General features: G+C 43.7%; 22 protein-coding genes and 1 tRNA gene. 14 read left to right on the top strand and 9 right to left on the bottom strand.

The genetic code is table 11. The features are described 5' to 3' along the window. Positions 1-12: 12 nt before the first annotated feature. On the top strand, positions 13-1,215 hold the full coding sequence (gene odhB, locus D2U88_RS01420) for a 2-oxoglutarate dehydrogenase complex dihydrolipoyllysine-residue succinyltransferase (protein WP_119638518.1): 1,203 nt from the start codon (positions 13-15) through the stop codon (positions 1,213-1,215). Positions 1,216-1,290: 75 nt separating this feature from the next. Here the strand turns inward: odhB and D2U88_RS01425 are convergent, their stop codons facing one another. Continuing rightward, a complete protein-coding gene (locus D2U88_RS01425; protein WP_235855693.1) occupies positions 1,291-2,595 on the bottom strand; it encodes a cytochrome-c peroxidase in 1,305 nt (434 codons plus the stop codon). 201 nt (positions 2,596-2,796) lie between these two features. Then, positions 2,797-3,237: a retropepsin-like aspartic protease family protein gene (locus D2U88_RS01430; protein WP_119638519.1), complete on the bottom strand. Its 441-nt coding sequence runs from the start codon at positions 3,235-3,237 to the stop codon at positions 2,797-2,799. A 104-nt stretch (positions 3,238-3,341) separates the two neighbouring features. On the opposite strand from D2U88_RS01430, the gene D2U88_RS01435 reads away from it, so the two are divergent. From D2U88_RS01435 to D2U88_RS01475, 9 genes are all read left to right on the top strand, one after another. Continuing rightward, a complete protein-coding gene (locus tag D2U88_RS01435; RefSeq protein WP_119638520.1) occupies positions 3,342-3,947 on the top strand; it encodes a hypothetical protein in 606 nt (201 codons plus the stop codon). Positions 3,948-3,989: 42 nt separating this feature from the next. Further along, entirely contained in the window at positions 3,990-4,757 is a 768-nt protein-coding gene (locus D2U88_RS01440) for a TatD family hydrolase (RefSeq protein WP_119638521.1), read from the top strand. Positions 4,758-4,759: 2 nt separating this feature from the next. Continuing rightward, positions 4,760-5,791 carry an asparaginase gene (locus D2U88_RS01445; RefSeq protein WP_119638522.1) on the top strand — a complete coding sequence of 344 codons (1,032 nt, stop codon included), beginning with the start codon at positions 4,760-4,762 and terminating at the stop codon, positions 5,789-5,791. A 66-nt stretch (positions 5,792-5,857) separates the two neighbouring features. Next, positions 5,858-5,945: transfer RNA gene (locus tag D2U88_RS01450), tRNA-Ser, on the top strand. 79 nt (positions 5,946-6,024) lie between these two features. Then, on the top strand, positions 6,025-6,753 hold the full coding sequence (locus D2U88_RS01455) for a MotA/TolQ/ExbB proton channel family protein (RefSeq protein ID WP_119638523.1): 729 nt from the start codon (positions 6,025-6,027) through the stop codon (positions 6,751-6,753). A gap of 27 nt (positions 6,754-6,780) precedes the next feature. Then, on the top strand, positions 6,781-7,218 hold the full coding sequence (locus D2U88_RS01460; RefSeq protein ID WP_119638524.1) for a hypothetical protein: 438 nt from the start codon (positions 6,781-6,783) through the stop codon (positions 7,216-7,218). Positions 7,219-7,228: 10 nt separating this feature from the next. Continuing rightward, entirely contained in the window at positions 7,229-7,834 is a 606-nt protein-coding gene (locus D2U88_RS01465; protein ID WP_119638525.1) for an ExbD/TolR family protein, read from the top strand. Between the two features lie 14 nt (positions 7,835-7,848). After that, a complete protein-coding gene (locus D2U88_RS01470) occupies positions 7,849-8,331 on the top strand; it encodes an ExbD/TolR family protein (protein WP_119638526.1) in 483 nt (160 codons plus the stop codon). A gap of 72 nt (positions 8,332-8,403) precedes the next feature. Then, positions 8,404-9,108, top strand: coding sequence for a porin family protein (locus tag D2U88_RS01475; RefSeq protein ID WP_119638527.1), 705 nt, complete (start codon positions 8,404-8,406; stop codon positions 9,106-9,108). Here D2U88_RS01475 and D2U88_RS01480 read toward each other — a convergent pair. From D2U88_RS01480 to pyrH, 6 genes are all read right to left on the bottom strand, one after another. Beyond that, entirely contained in the window at positions 9,103-9,705 is a 603-nt protein-coding gene (locus D2U88_RS01480) for a hypothetical protein (RefSeq protein ID WP_119638528.1), read from the bottom strand. The two genes, D2U88_RS01475 and D2U88_RS01480, sit on opposite strands and share 6 nt — an antisense overlap. Next, complete coding sequence (gene rpoN / locus D2U88_RS01485; RefSeq protein WP_119638529.1) at positions 9,705-11,162, bottom strand: RNA polymerase factor sigma-54; 1,458 nt, start codon at positions 11,160-11,162, stop codon at positions 9,705-9,707. Before rpoN ends, D2U88_RS01480 begins: the two co-directional genes overlap by 1 nt. 46 nt (positions 11,163-11,208) lie before the next feature. Beyond that, positions 11,209-12,642, bottom strand: coding sequence for an asparagine--tRNA ligase (asnS, locus tag D2U88_RS01490; protein ID WP_119638530.1), 1,434 nt, complete (start codon positions 12,640-12,642; stop codon positions 11,209-11,211). Positions 12,643-12,730: 88 nt separating this feature from the next. Further along, positions 12,731-15,127, bottom strand: coding sequence for an efflux RND transporter permease subunit (locus D2U88_RS01495; RefSeq protein WP_119638531.1), 2,397 nt, complete (start codon positions 15,125-15,127; stop codon positions 12,731-12,733). A 75-nt stretch (positions 15,128-15,202) separates the two neighbouring features. Further along, on the bottom strand, positions 15,203-15,757 hold the full coding sequence (gene frr, locus D2U88_RS01500; protein ID WP_119638532.1) for a ribosome recycling factor: 555 nt from the start codon (positions 15,755-15,757) through the stop codon (positions 15,203-15,205). Positions 15,758-15,793: 36 nt separating this feature from the next. Beyond that, entirely contained in the window at positions 15,794-16,501 is a 708-nt protein-coding gene (gene pyrH, locus D2U88_RS01505) for a UMP kinase (RefSeq protein ID WP_119638533.1), read from the bottom strand. Positions 16,502-16,662: 161 nt separating this feature from the next. Between pyrH and D2U88_RS01510 the strand changes: the two genes are divergently transcribed. The 4 genes from D2U88_RS01510 (at position 16,663) to D2U88_RS01525 (ending at position 19,752) form a co-directional block, all read left to right on the top strand. Beyond that, positions 16,663-17,217: an RNA polymerase sigma factor gene (locus D2U88_RS01510; RefSeq protein ID WP_182859080.1), complete on the top strand. Its 555-nt coding sequence runs from the start codon at positions 16,663-16,665 to the stop codon at positions 17,215-17,217. After that, complete coding sequence (locus D2U88_RS01515; RefSeq protein ID WP_119638535.1) at positions 17,214-18,011, top strand: HEAT repeat domain-containing protein; 798 nt, start codon at positions 17,214-17,216, stop codon at positions 18,009-18,011. The genes D2U88_RS01510 and D2U88_RS01515 overlap by 4 nt, the downstream gene beginning before the upstream one ends. Before the next feature lie 63 nt (positions 18,012-18,074). Then, positions 18,075-18,938, top strand: a complete 864-nt coding sequence (locus D2U88_RS01520; protein WP_220473472.1) for a DUF4097 family beta strand repeat-containing protein — start codon at positions 18,075-18,077, stop codon at positions 18,936-18,938. 4 nt (positions 18,939-18,942) lie between these two features. Beyond that, a complete protein-coding gene (locus D2U88_RS01525; RefSeq protein ID WP_182859081.1) occupies positions 18,943-19,752 on the top strand; it encodes a DUF4097 family beta strand repeat-containing protein in 810 nt (269 codons plus the stop codon). Positions 19,753-19,821: 69 nt separating this feature from the next. On the opposite strand, the gene tsf is transcribed toward D2U88_RS01525, so the two are convergent. After that, positions 19,822-20,646, bottom strand: coding sequence for a translation elongation factor Ts (gene tsf, locus D2U88_RS01530; RefSeq protein WP_119638538.1), 825 nt, complete (start codon positions 20,644-20,646; stop codon positions 19,822-19,824). Positions 20,647-20,669: the final 23 nt, after the last annotated feature.

The following is a 20,669-nucleotide window of genomic DNA, read 5'->3' on the forward strand; positions in this document are numbered from 1 at the left end:
AACTATAATAGCATGGTTTTAGAAATGAAAGTTCCCTCACCAGGGGAATCCATTACAGAGGTTGAAATCGCCGAATGGTTGGTAGAGGATGGTGACTATGTGGAGAAGGACCAGGCCATTGCCGAGGTGGACTCGGACAAGGCAACTTTGGAGCTTCCTGCGGAGGAAAGCGGAATTATTACCCTTAAAGCCGAGGTAGGGGATGCCGTGGCCGTTGGTGAGGTGGTTTGCCTTATCGACACCAGTGCGCCAAAACCTGATGGTGCCGCTCCCAAAGCGGAGAAAAAAGAGGAGCCAAAAGCGGAACCAAAAAAGGAAGAGCCTAAGAAAGAAACCTATGCTTCAGGGGCACCCTCGCCTGCTGCCAAAAAGATATTGGATGAAAAAGGGATAGAGCCTTCCTCTGTTTCGGGCACCGGAAGGGATGGTCGCATCACCAAGGAAGATGCCGTTCAGGCAGTTCCTTCCATGGGAACCCCAACTGGTGGTAACCGTGGTGAGACCCGTTCCAAATTGTCCATGTTGCGCAGAAAAGTGGCCGAACGTTTGGTGGCCGCCAAAAATGAGACCGCCATGTTGACCACTTTCAATGAAGTGGATATGTCCCCTATTTTTGAACTGCGTTCCAAATACAAAGATCAGTTCAAGGACAAACATGGTGTTGGACTTGGCTTTATGTCCTTCTTCACCAAAGCGGTGATCAGGGCATTGCAAATGTACCCTGCCGTAAATTCCATGATCGATGGAAAGGAAATGATCACTTATGATTTCTGCGATATCAGTATTGCGGTTTCCGGTCCCAAAGGGCTGATGGTGCCCGTAATCCGAAATGCAGAAAACCTAACCTTCCGTGGTGTAGAGGCCGAAGTGAAACGATTGGCCCTTCGTGCGAGGGACGGACAGATCACTGTGGATGAAATGACCGGTGGTACCTTCACCATTTCCAATGGAGGGGTGTTCGGTTCCATGTTGAGTACACCGATCATCAACCCACCACAAAGTGGTATTTTGGGCATGCACAATATTGTGGAACGTCCTATTGTAAGGGACGGTGCCATTGCCATTGCACCTATCATGTACGTGGCCCTTTCCTATGACCACAGGATTATTGACGGGCGTGAGTCTGTTGGGTTCTTGGTAGCCGTTAAGGAAGCTTTGGAAAGTCCAGAAGAATTGTTGATGGACGGAAATGTGAAAAGAGCTTTGGAACTCTAAGTTTCCAATGTCCAATTATAAAAAAAAGGCCCATCCAAATTTTTGGATGGGCCTTTTTTTATGGTGTTCTTTTTATTAGTTACATCCCATATCGGTTTTGGATTGGTTGTCCGCAACCGGGAAACAATTACCACTTGGAAGTGAAGCAGGAGCAAACCGATCTAGGTCCGGATCATGAAGTGCATTTTCGATAAATGTCGTTAACTGGTCTATTTCCTCATCGGTTAATCCCAGTGGAACGAACAAAGGCGATATGTTGGTGGTACCAATAGCACTATTTTCAACTATCCCCTTGTTTTTATAATCGATAACTTCCTTCACAGATGTAAAACTTCCGCCATGTCCAAAAAATTTAACATCTTTCAAATTATATAGTGTGGGGGTCTTAAACTTATAATCATCATCCGAGTTCAAGGTAAAACCTCCCCTCCCTCTTTTAATGGTCTCATCCACCACGCCAAAAACCTGGTCTTCAGAAAAATCCAACATACCCAAGGCATGAAAAGTGGTACTGTTTAGCCCCGGTCCATTGTGACATGCATAGCAATTTGCTTTTCCAAAGAATAAAATAGCACCTTTCATCTCATCTTCCGTCATGGCCGAATTGTTACCGTTCAACCATTGCTGAAAGGGTGCCTCGGTGGCCAAAACGGTACGTTCATATGCGGCAATCGCCAGACCGGCATAGGTAGCAGAGTATTTTTCGGTTTCATCCACATCCGGAAATGCGGCATCAAAATAGGGAATATAGCCCATAGAATCCAGCAGTTCCTTATCACATGTTAAACGGTGCACTCCCATACCCGCAATGGCCTGGGATTCCAAACCTTCGAACCCTAAATGGTTGACGGCCTTAGGTGTGCCTTCGGTCCAGCTATTTTCCGTTCCAGTATTGGTTTTAGTACCCCCAAATTGACCGTTCCAAAGCATCACATCTTGGTAAGCGGTGTTTAATATGGTGGGAGAAAGGATGGGCTGAACATCAATTTCAGTAGGAAGATAGTCAGAGGAAATGGTCCTGGATTCCCCAATTTGGCCAAAGCCAAAGCCACCTTCCCCAATGCCCTGTTGCATCCCACTTTGGAAACCTGCATTGGCATGATGGCATGCAGCGCAGGAATAAGTGCCCCTCCCTTCAGATTTTGTAGGGTTTTGTGCCAAACCAGTTTCATGGAAAAGCAATTTTCCCAATACAACCTTGGGTTCTGTTAATGGATTGTTTGGGTCGGACGGAATATTTCCCAAATCATAGGAATTGGGTAGTTTTAAAGCTTCCAAATCTCCGTAAAGTAAAGTCAATCTATCTTGGAGCAGTGTCTCTTCAGGAGGGTTCACAAAGACTTCTTCGTCTGGGCTACAGCTGATAAAAAGTAAGGCCATTAGACAGGGGGTAAGTAGGCTTTTTTTCATTTTGGATCGGGATTCTAGTTCAAGTTTGAATACACCAAAGTTCCGAAGTTCTGTAATGGAAAATGGTAATTTTTGATGAAATGAATCGTAATTTAGATGAATGGTCAGGGCGGTTCCAAGTACTCTTAGATTCCGCACAAGGTTCGGTTTGAATCAAACGAATAAATACCTTTACTTTTTCAAGTAGAGGCATTTTTTATTGTAATCGATCACGGCCTTTCCTTTTTTAAGGACATCGGCACCGATGATGCCATCCACGGGCAAAGCGTTATGGGACACCAAGGCTTGGTTCACGTGCACGAGGTCAAATAATACGATTTTAAGCTTGCTCTTTTTCCAATCCCCGATCTGGATCTTGTTTTTGGAGGAGATAAGGGTTTCCATTTCGGTGGCACCTGCTCCAGCCGCTTTGATGTCGGTAGCTTCGGAGGCCATTTTAAAAAACTCGATTTTATCGATGCCCACGCAGGTGTTGGAAGCTCCTGTATCCAAAATGAACTTGCCTGAAACCCCATTGATCTTGGCTACGATTTCAAAATGGTTGGTTTCGGTGAACACGAGCGGCACCTTAATATAGTCTTTGGATTTCAGGAACTTTTTGAGTGATGTCATGTGGTATATTGTACTTTGTCGTCCTGAGCGCAGTCGAAGGACCTCAAAATGTTTTATTGGATATGAAAGTTTTGGGACAACTAAGATAAAACTATTTTTGTGTTATGACAGATTTAGCTTTTAAGAAGATAACCATCATGCTCCTTTGTGTGTCCTTGTTGGTGTCTTGCAACCAAGAGTCAAAGAAAATGGACAAGGTGGCCTTGGTTGAAAAGTATTACCAGGCAATGAACGATTCTGATTATTCAAAAGTGACTGGGATGTTCTATGACAGCATAAGGTTTAATGAAATGGACAACACAAGAACTTTTACCAACGAGCGGTATCGTAACCTAATTCAATGGGATTCTGTATTTAATCCAAAGTACCAGATTTTGGATATTAAAGAAGAGGGGGAGGAACTCCATTTGAAAATCTCCAAGGAGTGCGATAGAATTATGTTTTTACAAGGGAGGCCTTTTGTTTCAAAGGAGGTCATCAGGTTTAAAGAAGGAGCCATTTATAGTATCGATATTGTAGAATACATTGATTTTAATGACTCCTTGTGGATTGCCAATCGTGAAAATCTGGTTTCATGGATAGGGGAACATCATCCTGAATTGAACGGATTTATTTATGACCAGACGAAACAAGGTGCCCTAAATTATTTGAAAGCCATGGAGTTTTATAAAAACAGAGAGGATTCCATGACTGATAAAGAAAGAAATTAAGAATAAAGATTCCCTCTTTCGAGGAATGACATAAAATCTGAAATGATCATAACCGATACCCATACCCATTTATATAGTGAGGCTTTTGACGAAGACCGAGATGCCATGATGCAACGGGCATTGGATGCAGGAGTGGAACGTTTTTTTATCCCGGCTATTGACTCCACTTACACCCAGGCCATGTTGGAACTGGAGTCCAACTATCCCCAAAATGTGTTTTTGATGATGGGATTGCACCCCACCCATGTCAAGGAAAACTTTAAGGAAGAACTGGCTTTGGTGGAAGAATGGCTCTCCAAACGAAAATTCTATGCCGTGGGGGAAATCGGTATCGACCTGTATTGGGACAAGACTTTTTTGAAACAGCAGCAAGAAGCGTTTGTGTTCCAGATACGTTTGGCCAAAAAACACCAATTGCCCATCGTAATCCATTGCCGCGATGCCTTTGATGAAATCTTCGAGATTTTGGAACAGGAAAAAAGCGATGACCTTTTCGGGATTTTTCATTGCTTTACCGGAACCTTGGAACAGGCCCATCAGGCCATATCCTATAACATGAAATTGGGCATTGGGGGAGTGGCCACCTTTAAAAATGGAAAAATTGACCAGTTTTTGGATCAAATCAATTTGAAACACATTGTCTTGGAGACCGATTCGCCCTATTTGGCCCCGGTACCGTATCGCGGCAAGCGCAATGAAAGTTATTATGTCGTTCAAGTGCTGGAAAAGCTATCCTTTATATATGGTAGGCCTTCAGAAGAAATTGCAAGCATCACGACCGATAATTCAAAAGAAGTTTTTGGTATTTAGCCATGAAAAAGAAACCGAACATACTGCTTATTTATACCGGGGGTACCATTGGGATGGTCAAGGATTATGAAACAGGTGCCCTGCGGGCCTTCAATTTTGATGAACTCATCAAGAACATTCCGGAACTGAACCAATTGGATTGTACCTTAAGTGGAGTGTCCTTTAAAAATCCTATCGACTCCTCCAATATGAACCCTAGTTATTGGTCCTTGATCGCTTCCATCATCGAGGAACATTATGCGGGTCATGATGGTTTTGTGGTGCTTCACGGAAGTGATACGATGAGCTATTCGGCATCCGCATTGAGTTTTATGTTGGAAAACCTAGACAAACCGGTCATTTTTACAGGATCGCAATTGCCCATCGGGGATCTTAGGACCGATGCCAAGGAGAATCTGATCACTTCCATAGAGATTGCGTCGCTTCAGGAAAACGGCAAACCGGTGGTGCAAGAAGTAGGACTCTATTTTGAATACAAATTGTATCGGGGCAACCGAACCACCAAAATCAATGCTGAACATTTTGAGGCTTTTGCTTCCTTGAACTATCCACCTTTGGTGGAATCGGGGGTACATTTAAAAGTGCACCACAACTATCTGTTAAAAAAGCAGGCCAAGAACAAGTCTCTATTGGTGCACAAACAAATGGATGATCGGGTGGCGATTCTCAAATTGTTTCCCGGGATCAACCAAGAAGTGTTGAAAGCGGTGTTGAACATACCTCAATTGAAGGCACTAGTTCTGGAAACTTATGGTGCCGGAAATGCCCCCATGGATGGATGGTTCCTGCAAGAATTGAAATCCGCAGTAAAAAAAGGTTTACACATCATTAACGTGACCCAGTGCTCTGGAGGTAGTGTTTTTATGGGGCATTATGAGACCAGCGAAAAGCTCAAGGAAATGCAACTGGTTAATGGCAAGGATATTACAACCGAGGCGGCTGTGACCAAAGCCATGTACCTATTGGGGACGGGCGTTCCCGATACATTGTTCAAGACAATTTTCGAGACACCGCTCCGTGGTGAAATGGTGTAAAATTAACGCCTCAAATTTCTATAACTGATTATTTTTTTGTTTATTGGTCGGCCTAAATGAAGGAATAGAGAGGTGGCCGAGTGGTCGAAGGCGCACGCCTGGAAAGTGTGTATACACCAAAAGTGTATCGAGGGTTCGAATCCCTTCCTCTCTGCAAGGTATTTTAGTTTTTCAATTGCAAAATTTTTATATCTTTAACATTATTAACTAACTAAATTTAAGTTTTAAGTAAAATGAAAAAAATATCCTTTACTCTGGCTGCTGCCGGAATGTTTGTGATGGGAACTACAACTGCATCTGCAGCAATGTTGCAAGAAGAAGCTGAAGCCAGCAAAGGTTTCACCCAGGTATTGAAAGAACAGTTTATCCAAGGGGGGCCTGCCTTCATGGGAATCGTACTTCTTTGTTTGATCTTGGGATTGGCAGTTGCCATTGAAAGAATCATTTATTTGAATTTGGCTACCACGAACACTGCCAAATTGAAACAACAGGTTGAAGATGCCTTGGCTTCCGGAGGTGTTGAAGCGGCCAAAGAGGTTTGCAGAAATACAAAAGGACCTGTTGCTTCTATCTTCTACCAAGGATTGGACAGATCTTCCGAAGGTTTGGAATCTGCTGAAAAAGCAGTTGTTGCCTACGGTGGTGTACAAATGGGCCAATTGGAGAAAAACGTATCTTGGTTGTCCTTGTTTATCGCTGTGGCCCCTATGCTTGGGTTCATGGGTACGGTAATCGGTATGATCCAGGCCTTCCAGAAAATCGCCGCTGTTGGTAACTTGAGTGCCTCTTTGATCGCTGGTGATATCCAGGTGGCCTTGTTGACCACGGTATTCGGTTTGATCGTTGCCATCATCCTTCAGATTTTCTACAACTACATCATTGCTAAGATCGATAGTATCGTAAATGACATGGAAGATGCCTCTATATCTTTGATTGATATGTTGGCAGCACACAAGAAATAATTACGGAACTAAAAACTATCGGGAAACATGAATAAAATAGTAAAAATAGCACTCATTGCAATCGGACTGATTTCTGCTGTTCTATGGTTTTCATTGCCATCAGCGGATGATCCGGCTGCAATCAGCAGTGGGTCAATGAACTTCATGTTCATCATCATGTACATTTTGTTGGCCATAGCCGTAGTGGCGTCACTGTTCTTTGGATTGACAAAATTGCTTTCCACTCCGGGAAGCCTTAAGAAAACCTTGTTCGCCCTTGGTGGATTGGCCATTGTGGTGGCCGTTTCCTATGGACTTTCTTCCGACAACGCCCCTGTTGTTGAGGAAATGGCAAGCAGAGGTATTACGACCACCGAAGGAACTGTGAAAAACATTGGAATGGGATTGAATGTATTCTTCATCCTAACCGTAGTAGCGGTGGTTCTAATGGTTTTCCCAGGATTGAAGAAAATGTTTGTAAAGTAAAAGTTGAATTATGCCTAGAAGAAAAGCAGCGCCGGAAGTCAATGCCGGTTCCATGGCGGACATCGCTTTCCTCTTGCTTATCTTTTTCTTGGTGACCACCACCATTGAAACGGATGCAGGTCTGGATCGTATGTTACCGCCGATCGAACCGCCAGATACAGATGTAGTGATTAAGCAAAAGAACATTTTTACGGTGAACATCAATAAAAATGGTCAATTGCTGGTAGAGGATAATTTGATGGAATTGAAGGATTTGAGAAAGGCTGCCATTGCATTTCTTGAAAACAACGCAGATGGTTCCTGTACTTTCTGTAAAGGGAAGAAGGATCAATCCTCATCGGATAATCCAACAAAAGCGATCATCTCTTTGAAGAATGACAGGGAAACCAAGTACAGTACTTATATTACCGTTCAGAACGAATTGGTAGGTGCCTATAATGATTTGAGGAACCGCGAGGCCCAAAGGCTATATAATCGCGACTTCACCAAAATGGAAGCCGAGTACCTCAACCCTGAAACCCCTTCTGCCATTAGAGATGAGTTGAAAGACAAAGTGAAGCGTATCCAGGATATGTTCCCACAGAAGCTTTCGGAAGCAGAAACATCAACCAATTAAAACTAGAATTTAGTATGGCTAAGTTTACAAAAAAGAAGGACGGGGATTTGCCAGCGGTATCCACAGCATCTTTGCCGGATATCGTGTTCATGTTGCTGTTCTTTTTTATGACCGTGACCACGATGAAAGACAGTTCGTTAATGGTTGAAAACACGCTTCCCAACGCAACGGAGGTAAAGAAATTGGAAAAGAAGGACCGCGTAATCTATATCTACGTGGGAAAACCTACCCAAGAATATCAAAAGGTTTTTGGTTCTGAACCAAAAATCCAGTTGAATGATAAATTTGCCAATGTGGACGAAGTTGGGTCCTTTATTTTGGCAGAGCGTGCAAAAAAACCTCAAGAACTTCAAAACGTATTGACTACTGCATTAAAGGTCGATAAGAATGCCAATATGGGTCTTATCACCGATATAAAACAAGAATTGAGGAAAGTGAATGCCCTAAAAGTGAATTATACTACTTATGAGGGAGATGCTTTTAACAATCTACAGTAGGCAATAGCTTAGATTTAGTGGGAAACGCTCCAAATTCTTAATTTGGAGCGTTTTTTGTTTATAAAGAATATAATGGATAAGGTTATAAGGCGATTTTTGATGCTTGGCGTGGGACTGCTCACGTTCTGTGCACATTCCCAAACAGATGAGACAACAACCGGTCAGGAAGATTTTTCAAGGTATTTGGAAGATCAGTTTTATGCAGGATTTGGATATAATGTACTCTTGGGGAAACCGGAGGGAGTGGTGCAGCGGAACCTTTCCTATAACCTCCAGTTTGGCATTATCAAGGATATCCCCTTAAACCAGCGGAGGAATTTTGGCGTAGGACTTGGAGTTGGGTATGCGGTCAATTCCTATTACTCAAATATGGTAGTATCCCAAAATGTCAACACTTTCCTCTATGAGGTAATGAATACCTCAGATTTTAAGCGCAGTAAATTGGAGACCCATGCCGTGGAGTTTCCCTTTGAGCTCAGATGGAGGACATCAACGGCCGAAGAGTACAAATTTTGGCGTATTTATGCCGGTGCCAAATTGGGGTATGTTTTTTCAGGAAGGTCGCGGGTGGTGACCGATGAAGGAACTACCGGATTCGCCAATGATGACATTGAAAAGCTTCAATATGGGCTCATGGTGAATTTCGGTTACAATACCTGGAACATTCATGTTTATTATGCCCTTAATCCACTACTAAAAGATGGTACGGCTCTAGATACTGGAGAATCCATTGACATTAGGGCTCTACGGATAGGTGTCATCTTCTATATCCTATAGCCAATATTTAAGGATGATCAACTGAGAACAGCATCCCATCAAAAACCCTATTAAAAGCTCATTTTTGTTGTGGACCTTCAGATAAAGTCTGGATGTGGCCACCAACCCCGTGAACAAGGTAAACAAACTTATGGCAAGGGTGATGTTCTTCTCAAAATGAATGCTCAACGCAATCATGAAGGTTAAGATGCTTCCCATGCCCAAAAGGTGCATGCTTGTCTTGAACTTGAAGAATAGGAGAATAAGGCATGCTCCGGTAGCGGTCAATAGACCGGTAAAGAAGTAAAAGAGCTCGTTTACGTAGTTATTCGGTATAACCTTATATAAGATCATCAAAAATATGATACAGCTGATATACAGCGGGTATTTACGTTCATGGAGCGTGGGTAAAAAAATGGAACTGATGACCCCCAGATTCTTCAAGATCAGAAAAAAAATGATTGGAATGATGACCGTTAGAATGAATATGGGAAGAATGTTCCCGCTCTCCATTTCCAAAGAGCTGTAAGGGGCCATTACAAAGTAAAGTACGGTGCCTCCAATGGGGATAAAAAGGGGATGAAAGAGATACGAGATGATATTGAAGACATGGCGCATCAGATCTGCTTTCTTAGCCTGGCTACGGGAATGCCCAGCTGTTCTCTATATTTGGCAACGGTACGCCTTGCAATGGGATAGCCTCTTTCCTTTAGGATTTTTGCCAATTTATCGTCCGTTAATGGTTTTTTCTTCTGTTCATCGCCAATAACGGTCTCCAATATCTTTTTGATCTCCTTGGTGGATACATCTTCCCCTTGCTCGTTTTTCATGGCTTCCGAGAAAAAGTCCTTGATCAATTTGGTGCCGTATGGGGTATCCACATATTTGCTATTGGCCACGCGGGAAACGGTGGATACGTCCATGTCGATTTTGTCCGCAATGTCCTTCAGAATCATGGGTCGCAGTTTACGCTCATCCCCGGTCAGAAAATATTCCTCCTGATAGTCCATGATGGTCTTCATGGTAATGTACAGCGTTTGTTGTCGCTGTCTGATGGCATCAATGAACCACTTGGCCGCATCCAATTTCTGTTTGATGAACAGTACCGTATCTTTTTGCGACTTGGATTTTTCCTTGGAATTCTTGTACCCTTCCAACATGTTGCTGTATTCCCTGGAAACATGGAGTTCCGGGGCGTTCCTGCCATTTAAGGAGAGTTCCAGTTCCCCGTCCACAATTCTGATGGAAAAATCCGGAACGATATGCTCGATCATCCTTGTGCCTCCGGAATAGGAACCTCCCGGTTTTGGGTTCAGCCTTTCAATTTCTGATATGGCATCCTTGAGTTCCTCCTCGGTCACATGGTGTTTTTGAATAAGCTTGTCGTAATGCTTTTTGGTGAACTGCTCAAAGGATTTTTCCAAGATGTTTATGGCCAGTTCTACAGAGGGCTTTCGTTCTTTTCTTTTCAGTTGGATGATAAGGCATTCATCCAACGAACGCGCTCCCACACCTGGTGGATCCAGTTCCTGTACAATTTTGAGCACGGACTCGATCTTGCTTTCATCCACGTAGATGTTTTGGGTAAAGGCAAGGTCATCCATGATGTCGGAAATAGGTCTTCTGATATACCCGCTTTCATCCACACTTCCTACCAAAAATTCGGCAATGGCCCATTCCTCGTCATCCAGATAAAACGTATTGAGTTGGTTGATCAAATGCTGGTTGAAGGAAATCCCGGCCGCATAAGGAATGCTTTTTTCCTCATCTTCCGAGCTATAGTTGTTGGCTTGGGTACGGTAATCGGGGATTTCGTCATCGCTCAGATAGTCATCAATGTTGATGTCCTCCGCTTCAATGGTCTCATTGTCTCCCGAATCGTCGTAAGTATCATCATAAACATCATCCACGGTCTCACTCTCCGCCTTTCCACTTTCAAGCGCAGGATTCTCTTCCAACTCTTGCTTTAAACGCTGTTCAAAGGCCTGTGTAGGCAATTGAATGAGCTTCATGAGCTGAATCTGCTGTGGAGACAGTTTCTGGGAAAGCTTAAACTGTAGATGTTGTTTTAGCATAAGGATGGAATTGGAATCTTCCTTACCGTAAAGTTATAAATTCAATTTAAAACTCCGCATTCTGTGGGGTTCTGGGGTAAGGGATCACGTCCCTAATGTTGCCCATCCCCGTGGCGAATTGCACCATGCGCTCAAAACCGAGCCCAAATCCACTGTGTACGGCCGTGCCAAATCTGCGTAGGTCCAGGTACCACCAAAGTTCTTTATCGTCAATGCCAAGGTCCTTGATTTTTTGTTGCAGTACCTCCAAACGTTCTTCACGTTGAGATCCACCCACAATTTCCCCAATGCCGGGGAAAAGTACGTCCATGGCACGAACGGTTTTGCCGTCCTCGTTCAATCGCATGTAAAAGGCCTTGATCTTGGCAGGGTAATCAAAAAGAATCACAGGACATTTAAAGTGTTTTTCTACTAAAAAGCGTTCATGTTCACTTTGTAGGTCGGCACCCCATTCATCAATAGGGTATTGGAATTTTTTCTTCTTGTTGGGCTTGCTGTTCCTCAAGATGTCGATTGCCTCGGTATAGGAAACCCGTTTAAAGTTGTTTTCGACCACAAATTTAAGTTTTTCCAACAAGGTCATTTCGGAACGCTCGGTTTGTGGCTTGGATTTTTCCTCGTCCAACAAACGGCCTTCCAAAAACTCTAGGTCGTCCTTGCAATGATCCAAAACATATTGGATGATCGACTTGATGAAATCCTCGGCCAAATCCATGTTGGCATCCAGGTCGTTGAAGGCCACTTCGGGCTCGATCATCCAAAATTCGGCCAAGTGGCGGGAGGTATTTGAGTTTTCGGCCCTAAACGTGGGACCGAAGGTATATACTTTCCCCAATGCCATGGCATAGGTCTCGGCTTCCAATTGTCCTGAAACGGTTAGGTTGGTCTCCTTTCCGAAAAAGTCCTCGGAATAATCCACGTTGCCACTCTCGTCCAAAGGCGGGTTTTTGGCATCCAAGCTTGTCACCCGGAACATTTCACCGGCACCTTCGGCATCGGAGCCGGTAATGATCGGTGCATGCATGTAGTAAAACCCATTTTGTTGAAAATAGCTGTGGATGGCGAAGGCCAAAGCCGAACGCACCCGCATCACCGCGGCAAAAGTGTTGGTCCTCACCCTTAAATGTGCCTTTTCCCTCAAGAACTCCAAAGAGTGTTTTTTGGGTTGAATAGGGTAGGTTTCCGGGTCTGCACTACCGTGAACAAAAACATCCTCGGTTTGGATCTCCACGGTCTGTCCCTTTCCTTGACTTTCCACCAAGGTTCCGGAAATTTTTAGGGCAGAGCCTGTAGTGATTTGTTTAAGCACTGCTTCATCCAGATTTTCAAAATCCACTACACACTGCAAATTATGTATGGTTGAACCGTCGTTCAAGGCTATAAATCGGTTGCTCCTAAATGTTTTTACCCATCCATTTACTTCTACGGAATCTCCTACGGGCTGCTTTTCTAGCAATTCTTTTATGGAATAAGACTTCATTGTAAGGCTATCGTAATTTAGTCGGTAAAGATAGGTTTTTGGTCAAAAACGATGGCAATGCAAGGGCGTAATTTATGGCCCTTTCGCACTAATTGTCCTTGGGATTGTCCTCTTCTTGGGGCAGGATGTCGATCTGTGGTTTTTTCAGCACCTCCTTGTTTGCGATGCTTCTTTCCAGTGAAAGGAGCAAGGAAGGCAACAAGATCAGATTGGATAACATGGCAAAAAGCAAGGTAGCTGAAACCAGACCTCCCAGCGCTTTGGTTCCCCCAAAACTGGAGAGAATGAATACAGAGAAACCAAAAAACAATACAATCGATGTATAGAACATGCTCACCCCGGTTTCCCGTAGTGCGGCATAGACCGACCTTTTGATGTGCCATTTGTGTGTGGCCAGTTCTTGCCTGTATTTTGCCAAAAAGTGTATGGTGTCATCTACCGAAATCCCGAAGGCAATGCTGAACACCAAAATGGTTGAAGGTTTGATGGGTATACCTAAATAGCCCATGAGCCCTGCAGTGATCAAAAGTGGCAATAAATTGGGCACCAAGGAAATGATGACCATCCGAAACGAACGGAACAAATAGGCCATGAACAACGAAATAAGGGCAATGGCCAGAGCGAGGGACATTACAAGATTTTTCACCAAGTACTTGGTACCCTTCAAGAACAGCAACGCTTTACCGGTCATGTACACATTGTACCTATCCGGAGGGAAGGATTTGGTGATGGCTTCCTGTACATCCTTTTCGATTTCCTCCATCCGGTCGATGGGAACATCCTGCATATAGGTGGTCAATCGGGCAATCTGTCCCGTACTGTCCACAAAACTCTCCAGAAGATTACCGTCAGTGGATGACTTTCTGGCCGCATCCATGATGAAGGTATTCTCTTGGCTTGTGGGTAGTTGGTAATATTTTGGGATGCCGTTGTAAAAGGCTTGCTTCGAATATTTTATCAAATCTACGATGGAAATAGGTCGGGACAATTCTGGAATTTCATCAATAACAGTTCCCAACTGGTCCATCCGTTTAAGGGTCGTAGGCTTGATTACACCGTTTTTTCGTTCGGTATCCACCACAATCTCCATGGGCATGATACCATCGAACTCTTCCTCAAAAAATTGGATGTCCTTATAAAATTGGGTGTTCTTCGGCAAGTCTTCGATCCTACTTCCGGTAATCTTCATTTGGTAAATACCGATGACGCTCAAGACCAAAACCCCAACGGTGACCATATAGACGGCGATTCTGTGGTCCCGAACGATACGCTCCATCCTGTGCACAAAAAAGTCGATCCACTTTTTGTTAAGGTGTTTTAGGTGCTTCGTCTTCGGAAGTGCCATAAAACTGTAAATGATCGGGATAATCAACAAGGAAAGCACAAAGATTCCTATGATGTTGATGGAAGCCACAATGCCGAATTCTCTCAATAGGTCACTGTCCAAAATAATAAAGGTGGCAAAACCCGAAGCGGTGGTAATGTTGGTCATCAAAGTGGCATTACCGATCTTGGAAATGACCCGTTGCAATGACAAGGCTTGATTGCCATGTTTCTTTACCTCTTGCTGATATTTGTTTATGAGGAATATGCAGTTGGGAATCCCGATTACAATGATCAATGGAGGAATCAATGCCGTAAGAATGGTAATCTCGTATTGTAGTAGACCCAATATTCCGAAAGCCCACATTACCCCAATGATTACGATGCACATCGAAATAAAGGTGGCCCTGAAACTCCTGAAGAAAAAGAAGAAGATCAACGAAGTAACCAAAAGGGCGGCCCCGATGAAAATCCCGATTTCATCCACAATGGATTTCGTGTTCCAGGTTCTGATATAAGGCATGCCCGATACCCTTACATCCAACTGGGTGTCCTCCTCAAAGGTTTTTACCAAGTCGCCAAGGTCGTTCAATATAAACTCGTTCCTAACGGCAGTGTTCAGGATGTCCTTGTCCAAATAGGCAATGGTCTGTATGGTACCACTTTTGGGGTTATAGACCAGATTGTCATAAAAAGGTAATTCGTTGAAAAGGTGGTTTTTTAGGGAATCGATTTCCGTTTTGGTCTTTGGCGGGGTTTTGATGAAGGGTTCCATGACAAACGCTTGGGTTTTGTCATCCTTCTCCAAGACCTTCAAGTTTTCCAGGGAAACCACAAAATCAATTTCAGGAAGGGCATCCAACTGCTTGGCCAATCGGTTCCAACGGTTGAAATTCTTGGGAGTGAACAAAGCGGTATCCCTCACGGCCAATACAATGGCATTGCCTTCTTCCCCGAATATTTTGGTGAAGGCGTTGTATTGGATGGTTGCGGGATGGTCGTCGGGCAAAATGTTGGCCTCCGTGTTCGAAAACTTGATGTTTTTCCATTGCAAGGCCAAGAAAACAGTAATGGCGACTATGCCAACTAGGATCAAAATCCTATTTCGAAGAATAATGCGTGCGACCTTGGTCCAAAAACCTTTTGTGAGCTTTGCTACCATTTTGGTTTAATTGGGCGCAAAGGTAAAAAATCATCGGCTGTGTTCCTAGGAAAGCAGCTTATCAATGATCAAGTTTTAAACCTTCATGATCTCGCCCTCTTTAACGGAGAGGAGAGAGTCTACTTTTTTGATGTAGGTATCGGTGAGTTCCTGCACATCGACCTCTGCATTTTTTAGCAGGTCTTCGGAAATTTCAAGAGATTTCAGTTCCTTATTGGCTTCTTGTCTGGCACTTCGGATACTTACTTTGGCATCTTCTGCCTCGGCCTTGGCCTGCTTCACCAATTGAACCCTGCGTTCCTCGGTAAGGGGCGGTACACTGATGATGACCGTTTCACCATTGTTCATGGGGTTGAACCCTAAATTGGCGTTCATGATGGCCGTTTCTATTTCCCCGATCAAGCTTTTTTCCCAAGGCTGTACCGAAATGGTACGGGCATCCGGGGTATTGATATTGGATACTTGCGAAAGTGGTGTTTGGGAACCATAATAATCAACCATTACGGATGATAGCATTATGGGGCTGGCTTTCCCGGCACGAATCTTTATAAAGGCTTTTTCCAAGTGGGCAATGCCGCCATCCATGCTCTCTTTTGCGCTATCAAGTACAAATTTTACTTCTTCGTCCATGCTCTTAAATTTTATAACAATATCAAATAGGTCAACTTAAACATTGACCACGGTTCCAATATTCTCTCCGGATACGATCTTCATTAAATTACCCTTGGTGTTCATATCGAAGACCACAATGGGCAGTTCGTTTTCCTGACTAAGGGTAAAGGCTGTGGTGTCCATCACCTTCAAACCTTTGGAAAGTACCTCTTGGAAGGAAAGGGAGTCAAACTTGGTGGCATTTTTGTCTTTTTCAGGGTCTGAAGTGTAAATCCCATCAACCCTGGTTCCCTTTAGGATTACATCTGCATTGATTTCGATGGCCCTCAACACGGCAGCTGAATCCGTTGTGAAATAGGGATTTCCTGTTCCACCTCCAAAAATTACTACCCTGCCTTTTTCCAAATGGCGTATGGCCCTTCTTCTAATAAAAGGTTCGGCTACTTCGTTGATCTTGATGGCGGATTGCAAGCGGGTTTGGATGCCTTTGAGTTCCAAAGCACTCTGTAATGCCAACCCATTGATTACGGTCGCCAACATTCCCATATGGTCGCCTTGAACGCGGTCCATGCCTTGGCTGGCACCGGCAAGCCCTCTAAAAATGTTGCCTCCGCCGATAACGATGGCTACTTCAATGCCTTTGTCCACAACACCTTTGATTTCATCGGCATATTCGGCCAAACGGTCTCCGTCGATTCCGTATTGTTTTTTGCCCATCAAGGCTTCTCCACTCAGTTTTAATAAAATTCTCTTGTATCGCATTGAAGGTTTCTTGAAGTCCGGACAAAAATAATCAAAAAAAATTATGGGAAACCATTGAAAAATGGGATGGCCCTAGATTCGAATGGATAAAAATTCCATACATTCTGTAACCTTTTTCAAAAACAACGGTATATCCTACAACCGGCCTAAAAAAGAACACATTGCAAACGCTGACCGATAATGCCTTAATGGTGAAAGTGAAAAGTGGCGACTTGGACAAGTTGGGCCTGCTCTACGAGCGGCATAAAAAAAAGCTGTTTGGTTTTTTCTATAATATGGGAAACAACCCTTCGGTAAGTGAGGACCTTGTTCAGAATGTTTTTGTCCGGATTTTGAAATACAGGCAATCCTATTCCGGCGAGGGTCCCTTTACAGCGTGGATGTTTAGTATGGCGCGCAACGTGAATTATGACCACCATAAAAAAGTGTCCCGCGAAGGTGTTTCATGGGGAATTTCTCCAGAGGATGTGGAAAAAGGGACGGGAGATTATTTGAATGAGGCAATGGACCACCAAGGTGATTCTTTGTTGTTGAACCGAGCACTTGGACTCTTGTCCAGCGATAAAAGGGAGATACTTCTACTGAGCAAATACAGGGAATTGAAGTTCCAAGAGATCGGTGAAATATTGGGTTGCACCGAGGGAGCGGCCAAGGTTAGGGTCCACCGGGCCTTGAAGGATTTGAAAACGATTTTTTTACAACTGGAAACGAGATGATGGACGAAAAAAAGTTTGAAATACAAGCCATGGACTTTATGTCCGGGAATATGTCGGATGCGGAGGCAAAGGATTTTGAAAGGTTCCTTAGGGAACATGTGGAGTATCGAGAAAAGTATGATGAGCTATTGAAAGCTTGGGAACTGTTACAAACTATGCAAGCTCCCGAACCTTCGGAAAACATGGACAAGGCCTTTTTTGACATGTTGTCCGCTGAAATGGACCAAAAGAAAAGCAGTGAGCCGAAACAAAGCATAATTACCCTGCTTTCGGGAATTTTTAGACCGCAATGGGTCATCGGAGTTTTTCTACTGCTGATGGGGTTGGGTATCGGATATTTTTTGCGACCCGAAGGGGAAACGATTCCTATACAAACCATGGCCGCTAACAACGAGACGGAAGAAGTTCGGCAAAAACTGGTTTTGACCTTGTTGGATCAACCTTCGGCCAACCAGCGGTTGCAAGGGGTGAGCGAGGCCAATAAGTTTGAGAACGCCGACGACATTGTAATCAAAGCACTTTTGAAAACGCTCAATAGTGACCCCAACGTGAATGTGAGGTTGGCCGCCATAGAATCCTTGACCAATTATGTTAACAAACCAGAGGTTCGCCAGGGATTGGTGCAGTCTATTCCAAACCAGGAATCGCCCATTTTGCAGATAACCTTGGCCAATTTAATGGTGGCCCTTCAGGAAAAGGCTTCCATAGAACCCTTCAAACAGTTGCTGAAGGAAAAACAGTTGGACACCACGGTCAAGAAGAGAATTGAAAGGAGTATTGAATCCATTATATAGTTTATTTATCAATCTGCCCTTTGGGCACAAATCAAATTACGAACAGTCTAAATTTTTAAAATGATGAAACGGTTATTTTTTATGACATGTCTGTCCTTGGGGGTAGGGATGTTGGGTGCCACGGCACAGAAAAAGGAATTTAAGGAGGTTATAAAAAAAAGTGTCCCCCTTGCCAATAATGTAAATAACACCTTAGTGGTGAAAAATGTTTTCGGATCCGTGAACGTAGAGGGATATAACGGCAATGAGGTGGTCCTGGAAGTGGAGCGCATCATTTCCGCAAAAAACACGGAGGACCTGGAATTGGGTAAAAAGGAGCTTCAACTCAAAGTCATTGAAGAGTCAAACCGCGTCATTCTGCATCCTGACGCTCCTTACATACAATTCGATAAGGATAAATTGCGGTACAATTGGTGCAACAATAATGATGACATTCCTTATGAGCACAAGTTGAACTTTACCCTAAAGGTCCCGAACTCCGTCAAGATCAATGTGAGTACCGTCAACGATGGGGATATCTTGGTCAAGAATACAAACGGAGAGTCCATGGAGGCCGACAACATCAATGGAGGTATTGTTTTGACCAACATTACGGGGAAGACAAAAGTGAGCTGTATCAACGGGGACGTGGATATTTCGTATGCCCAAAATCCCAAGGTAGCCTCTCGGTATTATGCGCTGAACGGGGATATCAATATTTCGTATCAGCAATCCCTCTCGGCCAATATTTCCTTTAAAAGTATGAACGGGGAAATGTTCACCGATTTTGACATCAACAAACAATTTGTAAAAACGAGCAAAAATGAAGGTGATGGGGATAAGCCCAAATTCAAGTTTGAGTCGAGGCCAGTGGTCCAAATCGGAAGCGGTCAAGTAGAATTTGATTTTGAAACGTTGAACGGAAATGTATTCATCAAAAAAATATAAAGTCATGAAGAAGATTAAAACTATAGTTGTTATTGCCCTTGTATTATTTACGGGTTTGTTGTCTGCACAGGAAAAGGAAATCGATTTGTTTGCCATTCCTTTGAGCAATCCGGGGCAAGCAGGAAAATTGGAACTTGACCAAATCAGTGGGTCGATTACCGTGGCCGGTTATGAAGGTAAGGAGGTGATTGTGAAAGTTTCGGTAATGGAAGATGGAAAATCATCCAGTAAGGAGAAAAACGGTATGAAACGCATTGGGGGTTCCGGGCTTAACATCAGTGCCGAGGAAAAGAACAATGTGGTAAGGATCAACAATGAGATGTGGAGCAAAGAGGCCGATTTCGACATCAAGGTGCCCTACAATTTTTCGTTGAAGTTGAGCACGGTAAACAATGGGGACATCGCTGTGCAGGGAGTGTCCGGTGATTTGGAGATCAGCAATGTGAACGGGGGTATTACCCTTCAAAATGTGGAAGGAGCCGTAACCGCGAATACGACCAACGGCCCCGTAAAAGTGGATTTTAAAAGCATGGGAAATATGTCTGACATGGCTTTCAGCAGTTTCAATGGAAACGTTGAGGTGACCTTTCCCAATTCCATTAAGGCAAATGTTAAGGCCAAATCGGATATGGGAGATGTTTATACGGATTTTGATATGGCCATTTCGGAGAACAAACCGGTGGTAGACAAAAAACAGTCTTCTGGCAGTTACAAGGTGAAATTGGAGCAGTGGGTGAAGGGAAAGATCAATGGGGGTGGCCCTGAATTTCTGTTCAAGACCTTTAATGGGGACATCATGATTAAGTCTAAGTAAAGAGGAAAAACTTAAGCATAAAAAAGGCCCCATTTTATGGGGCCTTTTTTTATCTGTACTGCAAATGGATTATCCCAAAGCTACTCTTTTGAATCCAGTTACTTGCAAGCTGGAATCAACAGATTTTACATATTGGGCAACACTTTGCTTGCTGTCCTTGATGAAATCTTGGTTTACCAAGGTATTGTCCTTGAAGAAACGGTTCAATTTACCTTTGGCGATATTATCCAACATGGCCTCAGGCTTACCTTCTTGACGCAATTGGTCTTTCGCAATTTCGATTTCCTTATCGATGATGGATTGATCCACACCTTCTTCATTAAGGGCAACCGGGTTCATGGCGGCAGCCTGCATGGCTACATCCTTGGCAGCTTCGGCCACACCATCAACATTAGCGGACATCCCTACCAAAGTGGCAATTTTGTTACCAGCGTGAATATAAGATCCCACGAAAGGAGCACTCAATTTCTCGAAGCTTCCGATTTCGATTTTTTCACCGATGACACCGGTTTGCTCGGTCAATTTGTCGGCAACGGTCATTCCTTCAAAAGAAGCGGCAAGGAAAGCATCCTTGCTGTCAAAACCTAGGGCAAGATCAGCCAAGTCGTTGGCCAATTTCACAAAGCTCTCGTTTTTGGCAACGAAGTCGGTTTCGCAGTTCAACGAAATAACGACACCCTGGGTGTTGTCTGCACTTACTTTTGCAATGGCAGCACCTTCAGAGGAATCCCTATCAGCTCTGTTGGCGGCTACTTTCTGGCCTTTTTTACGAAGGATCTCGATCGCTTTTTCAAAATCGCCTTCAGCCTCAACCAAAGCTTTTTTACAATCCATCATTCCAGCCCCTGTGGTCTGTCTTAGTTTATTTACTTCTGCGGCGGTAATCTGTGCCATTTTTTTATGCTTTTTAAAAATTT

Origin of the sequence: Flagellimonas aequoris, assembly GCF_003584165.1 — a bacterium.
GTDB lineage: Bacteria > Bacteroidota > Bacteroidia > Flavobacteriales > Flavobacteriaceae > Flagellimonas > Flagellimonas aequoris.

Coding starts and splice junctions, on each gene's coding strand:
- tsf (WP_119638538.1), bottom strand. CDS start 20,646: ATGGCACAGATTACCGCCGCAGAAGTAAATAAACTAAGACAGACCACA.
- D2U88_RS01495 (WP_119638531.1), bottom strand. CDS start 15,127: ATGGTAGCAAAGCTCACAAAAGGTTTTTGGACCAAGGTCGCACGCATT.
- D2U88_RS01470 (WP_119638526.1), top strand. CDS start 7,849: ATGGCTAAGTTTACAAAAAAGAAGGACGGGGATTTGCCAGCGGTATCC.
- asnS (WP_119638530.1), bottom strand. CDS start 12,642: ATGAAGTCTTATTCCATAAAAGAATTGCTAGAAAAGCAGCCCGTAGGA.
- D2U88_RS01515 (WP_119638535.1), top strand. CDS start 17,214: ATGATGGACGAAAAAAAGTTTGAAATACAAGCCATGGACTTTATGTCC.
- rpoN (WP_119638529.1), bottom strand. CDS start 11,162: ATGCTAAAACAACATCTACAGTTTAAGCTTTCCCAGAAACTGTCTCCA.
- odhB (WP_119638518.1), top strand. CDS start 13: ATGGTTTTAGAAATGAAAGTTCCCTCACCAGGGGAATCCATTACAGAG.
- D2U88_RS01460 (WP_119638524.1), top strand. CDS start 6,781: ATGAATAAAATAGTAAAAATAGCACTCATTGCAATCGGACTGATTTCT.
- D2U88_RS01435 (WP_119638520.1), top strand. CDS start 3,342: ATGACAGATTTAGCTTTTAAGAAGATAACCATCATGCTCCTTTGTGTG.
- D2U88_RS01525 (WP_182859081.1), top strand. CDS start 18,943: ATGAAGAAGATTAAAACTATAGTTGTTATTGCCCTTGTATTATTTACG.
- D2U88_RS01440 (WP_119638521.1), top strand. CDS start 3,990: ATGATCATAACCGATACCCATACCCATTTATATAGTGAGGCTTTTGAC.
- D2U88_RS01430 (WP_119638519.1), bottom strand. CDS start 3,237: ATGACATCACTCAAAAAGTTCCTGAAATCCAAAGACTATATTAAGGTG.
- D2U88_RS01445 (WP_119638522.1), top strand. CDS start 4,760: ATGAAAAAGAAACCGAACATACTGCTTATTTATACCGGGGGTACCATT.
- D2U88_RS01425 (WP_235855693.1), bottom strand. CDS start 2,595: ATGGCCTTACTTTTTATCAGCTGTAGCCCAGACGAAGAAGTCTTTGTG.
- D2U88_RS01520 (WP_220473472.1), top strand. CDS start 18,075: ATGAAACGGTTATTTTTTATGACATGTCTGTCCTTGGGGGTAGGGATG.
- D2U88_RS01475 (WP_119638527.1), top strand. CDS start 8,404: ATGGATAAGGTTATAAGGCGATTTTTGATGCTTGGCGTGGGACTGCTC.
- D2U88_RS01455 (WP_119638523.1), top strand. CDS start 6,025: ATGAAAAAAATATCCTTTACTCTGGCTGCTGCCGGAATGTTTGTGATG.
- pyrH (WP_119638533.1), bottom strand. CDS start 16,501: ATGCGATACAAGAGAATTTTATTAAAACTGAGTGGAGAAGCCTTGATG.
- D2U88_RS01480 (WP_119638528.1), bottom strand. CDS start 9,705: ATGCGCCATGTCTTCAATATCATCTCGTATCTCTTTCATCCCCTTTTT.
- frr (WP_119638532.1), bottom strand. CDS start 15,757: ATGGACGAAGAAGTAAAATTTGTACTTGATAGCGCAAAAGAGAGCATG.
- D2U88_RS01465 (WP_119638525.1), top strand. CDS start 7,229: ATGCCTAGAAGAAAAGCAGCGCCGGAAGTCAATGCCGGTTCCATGGCG.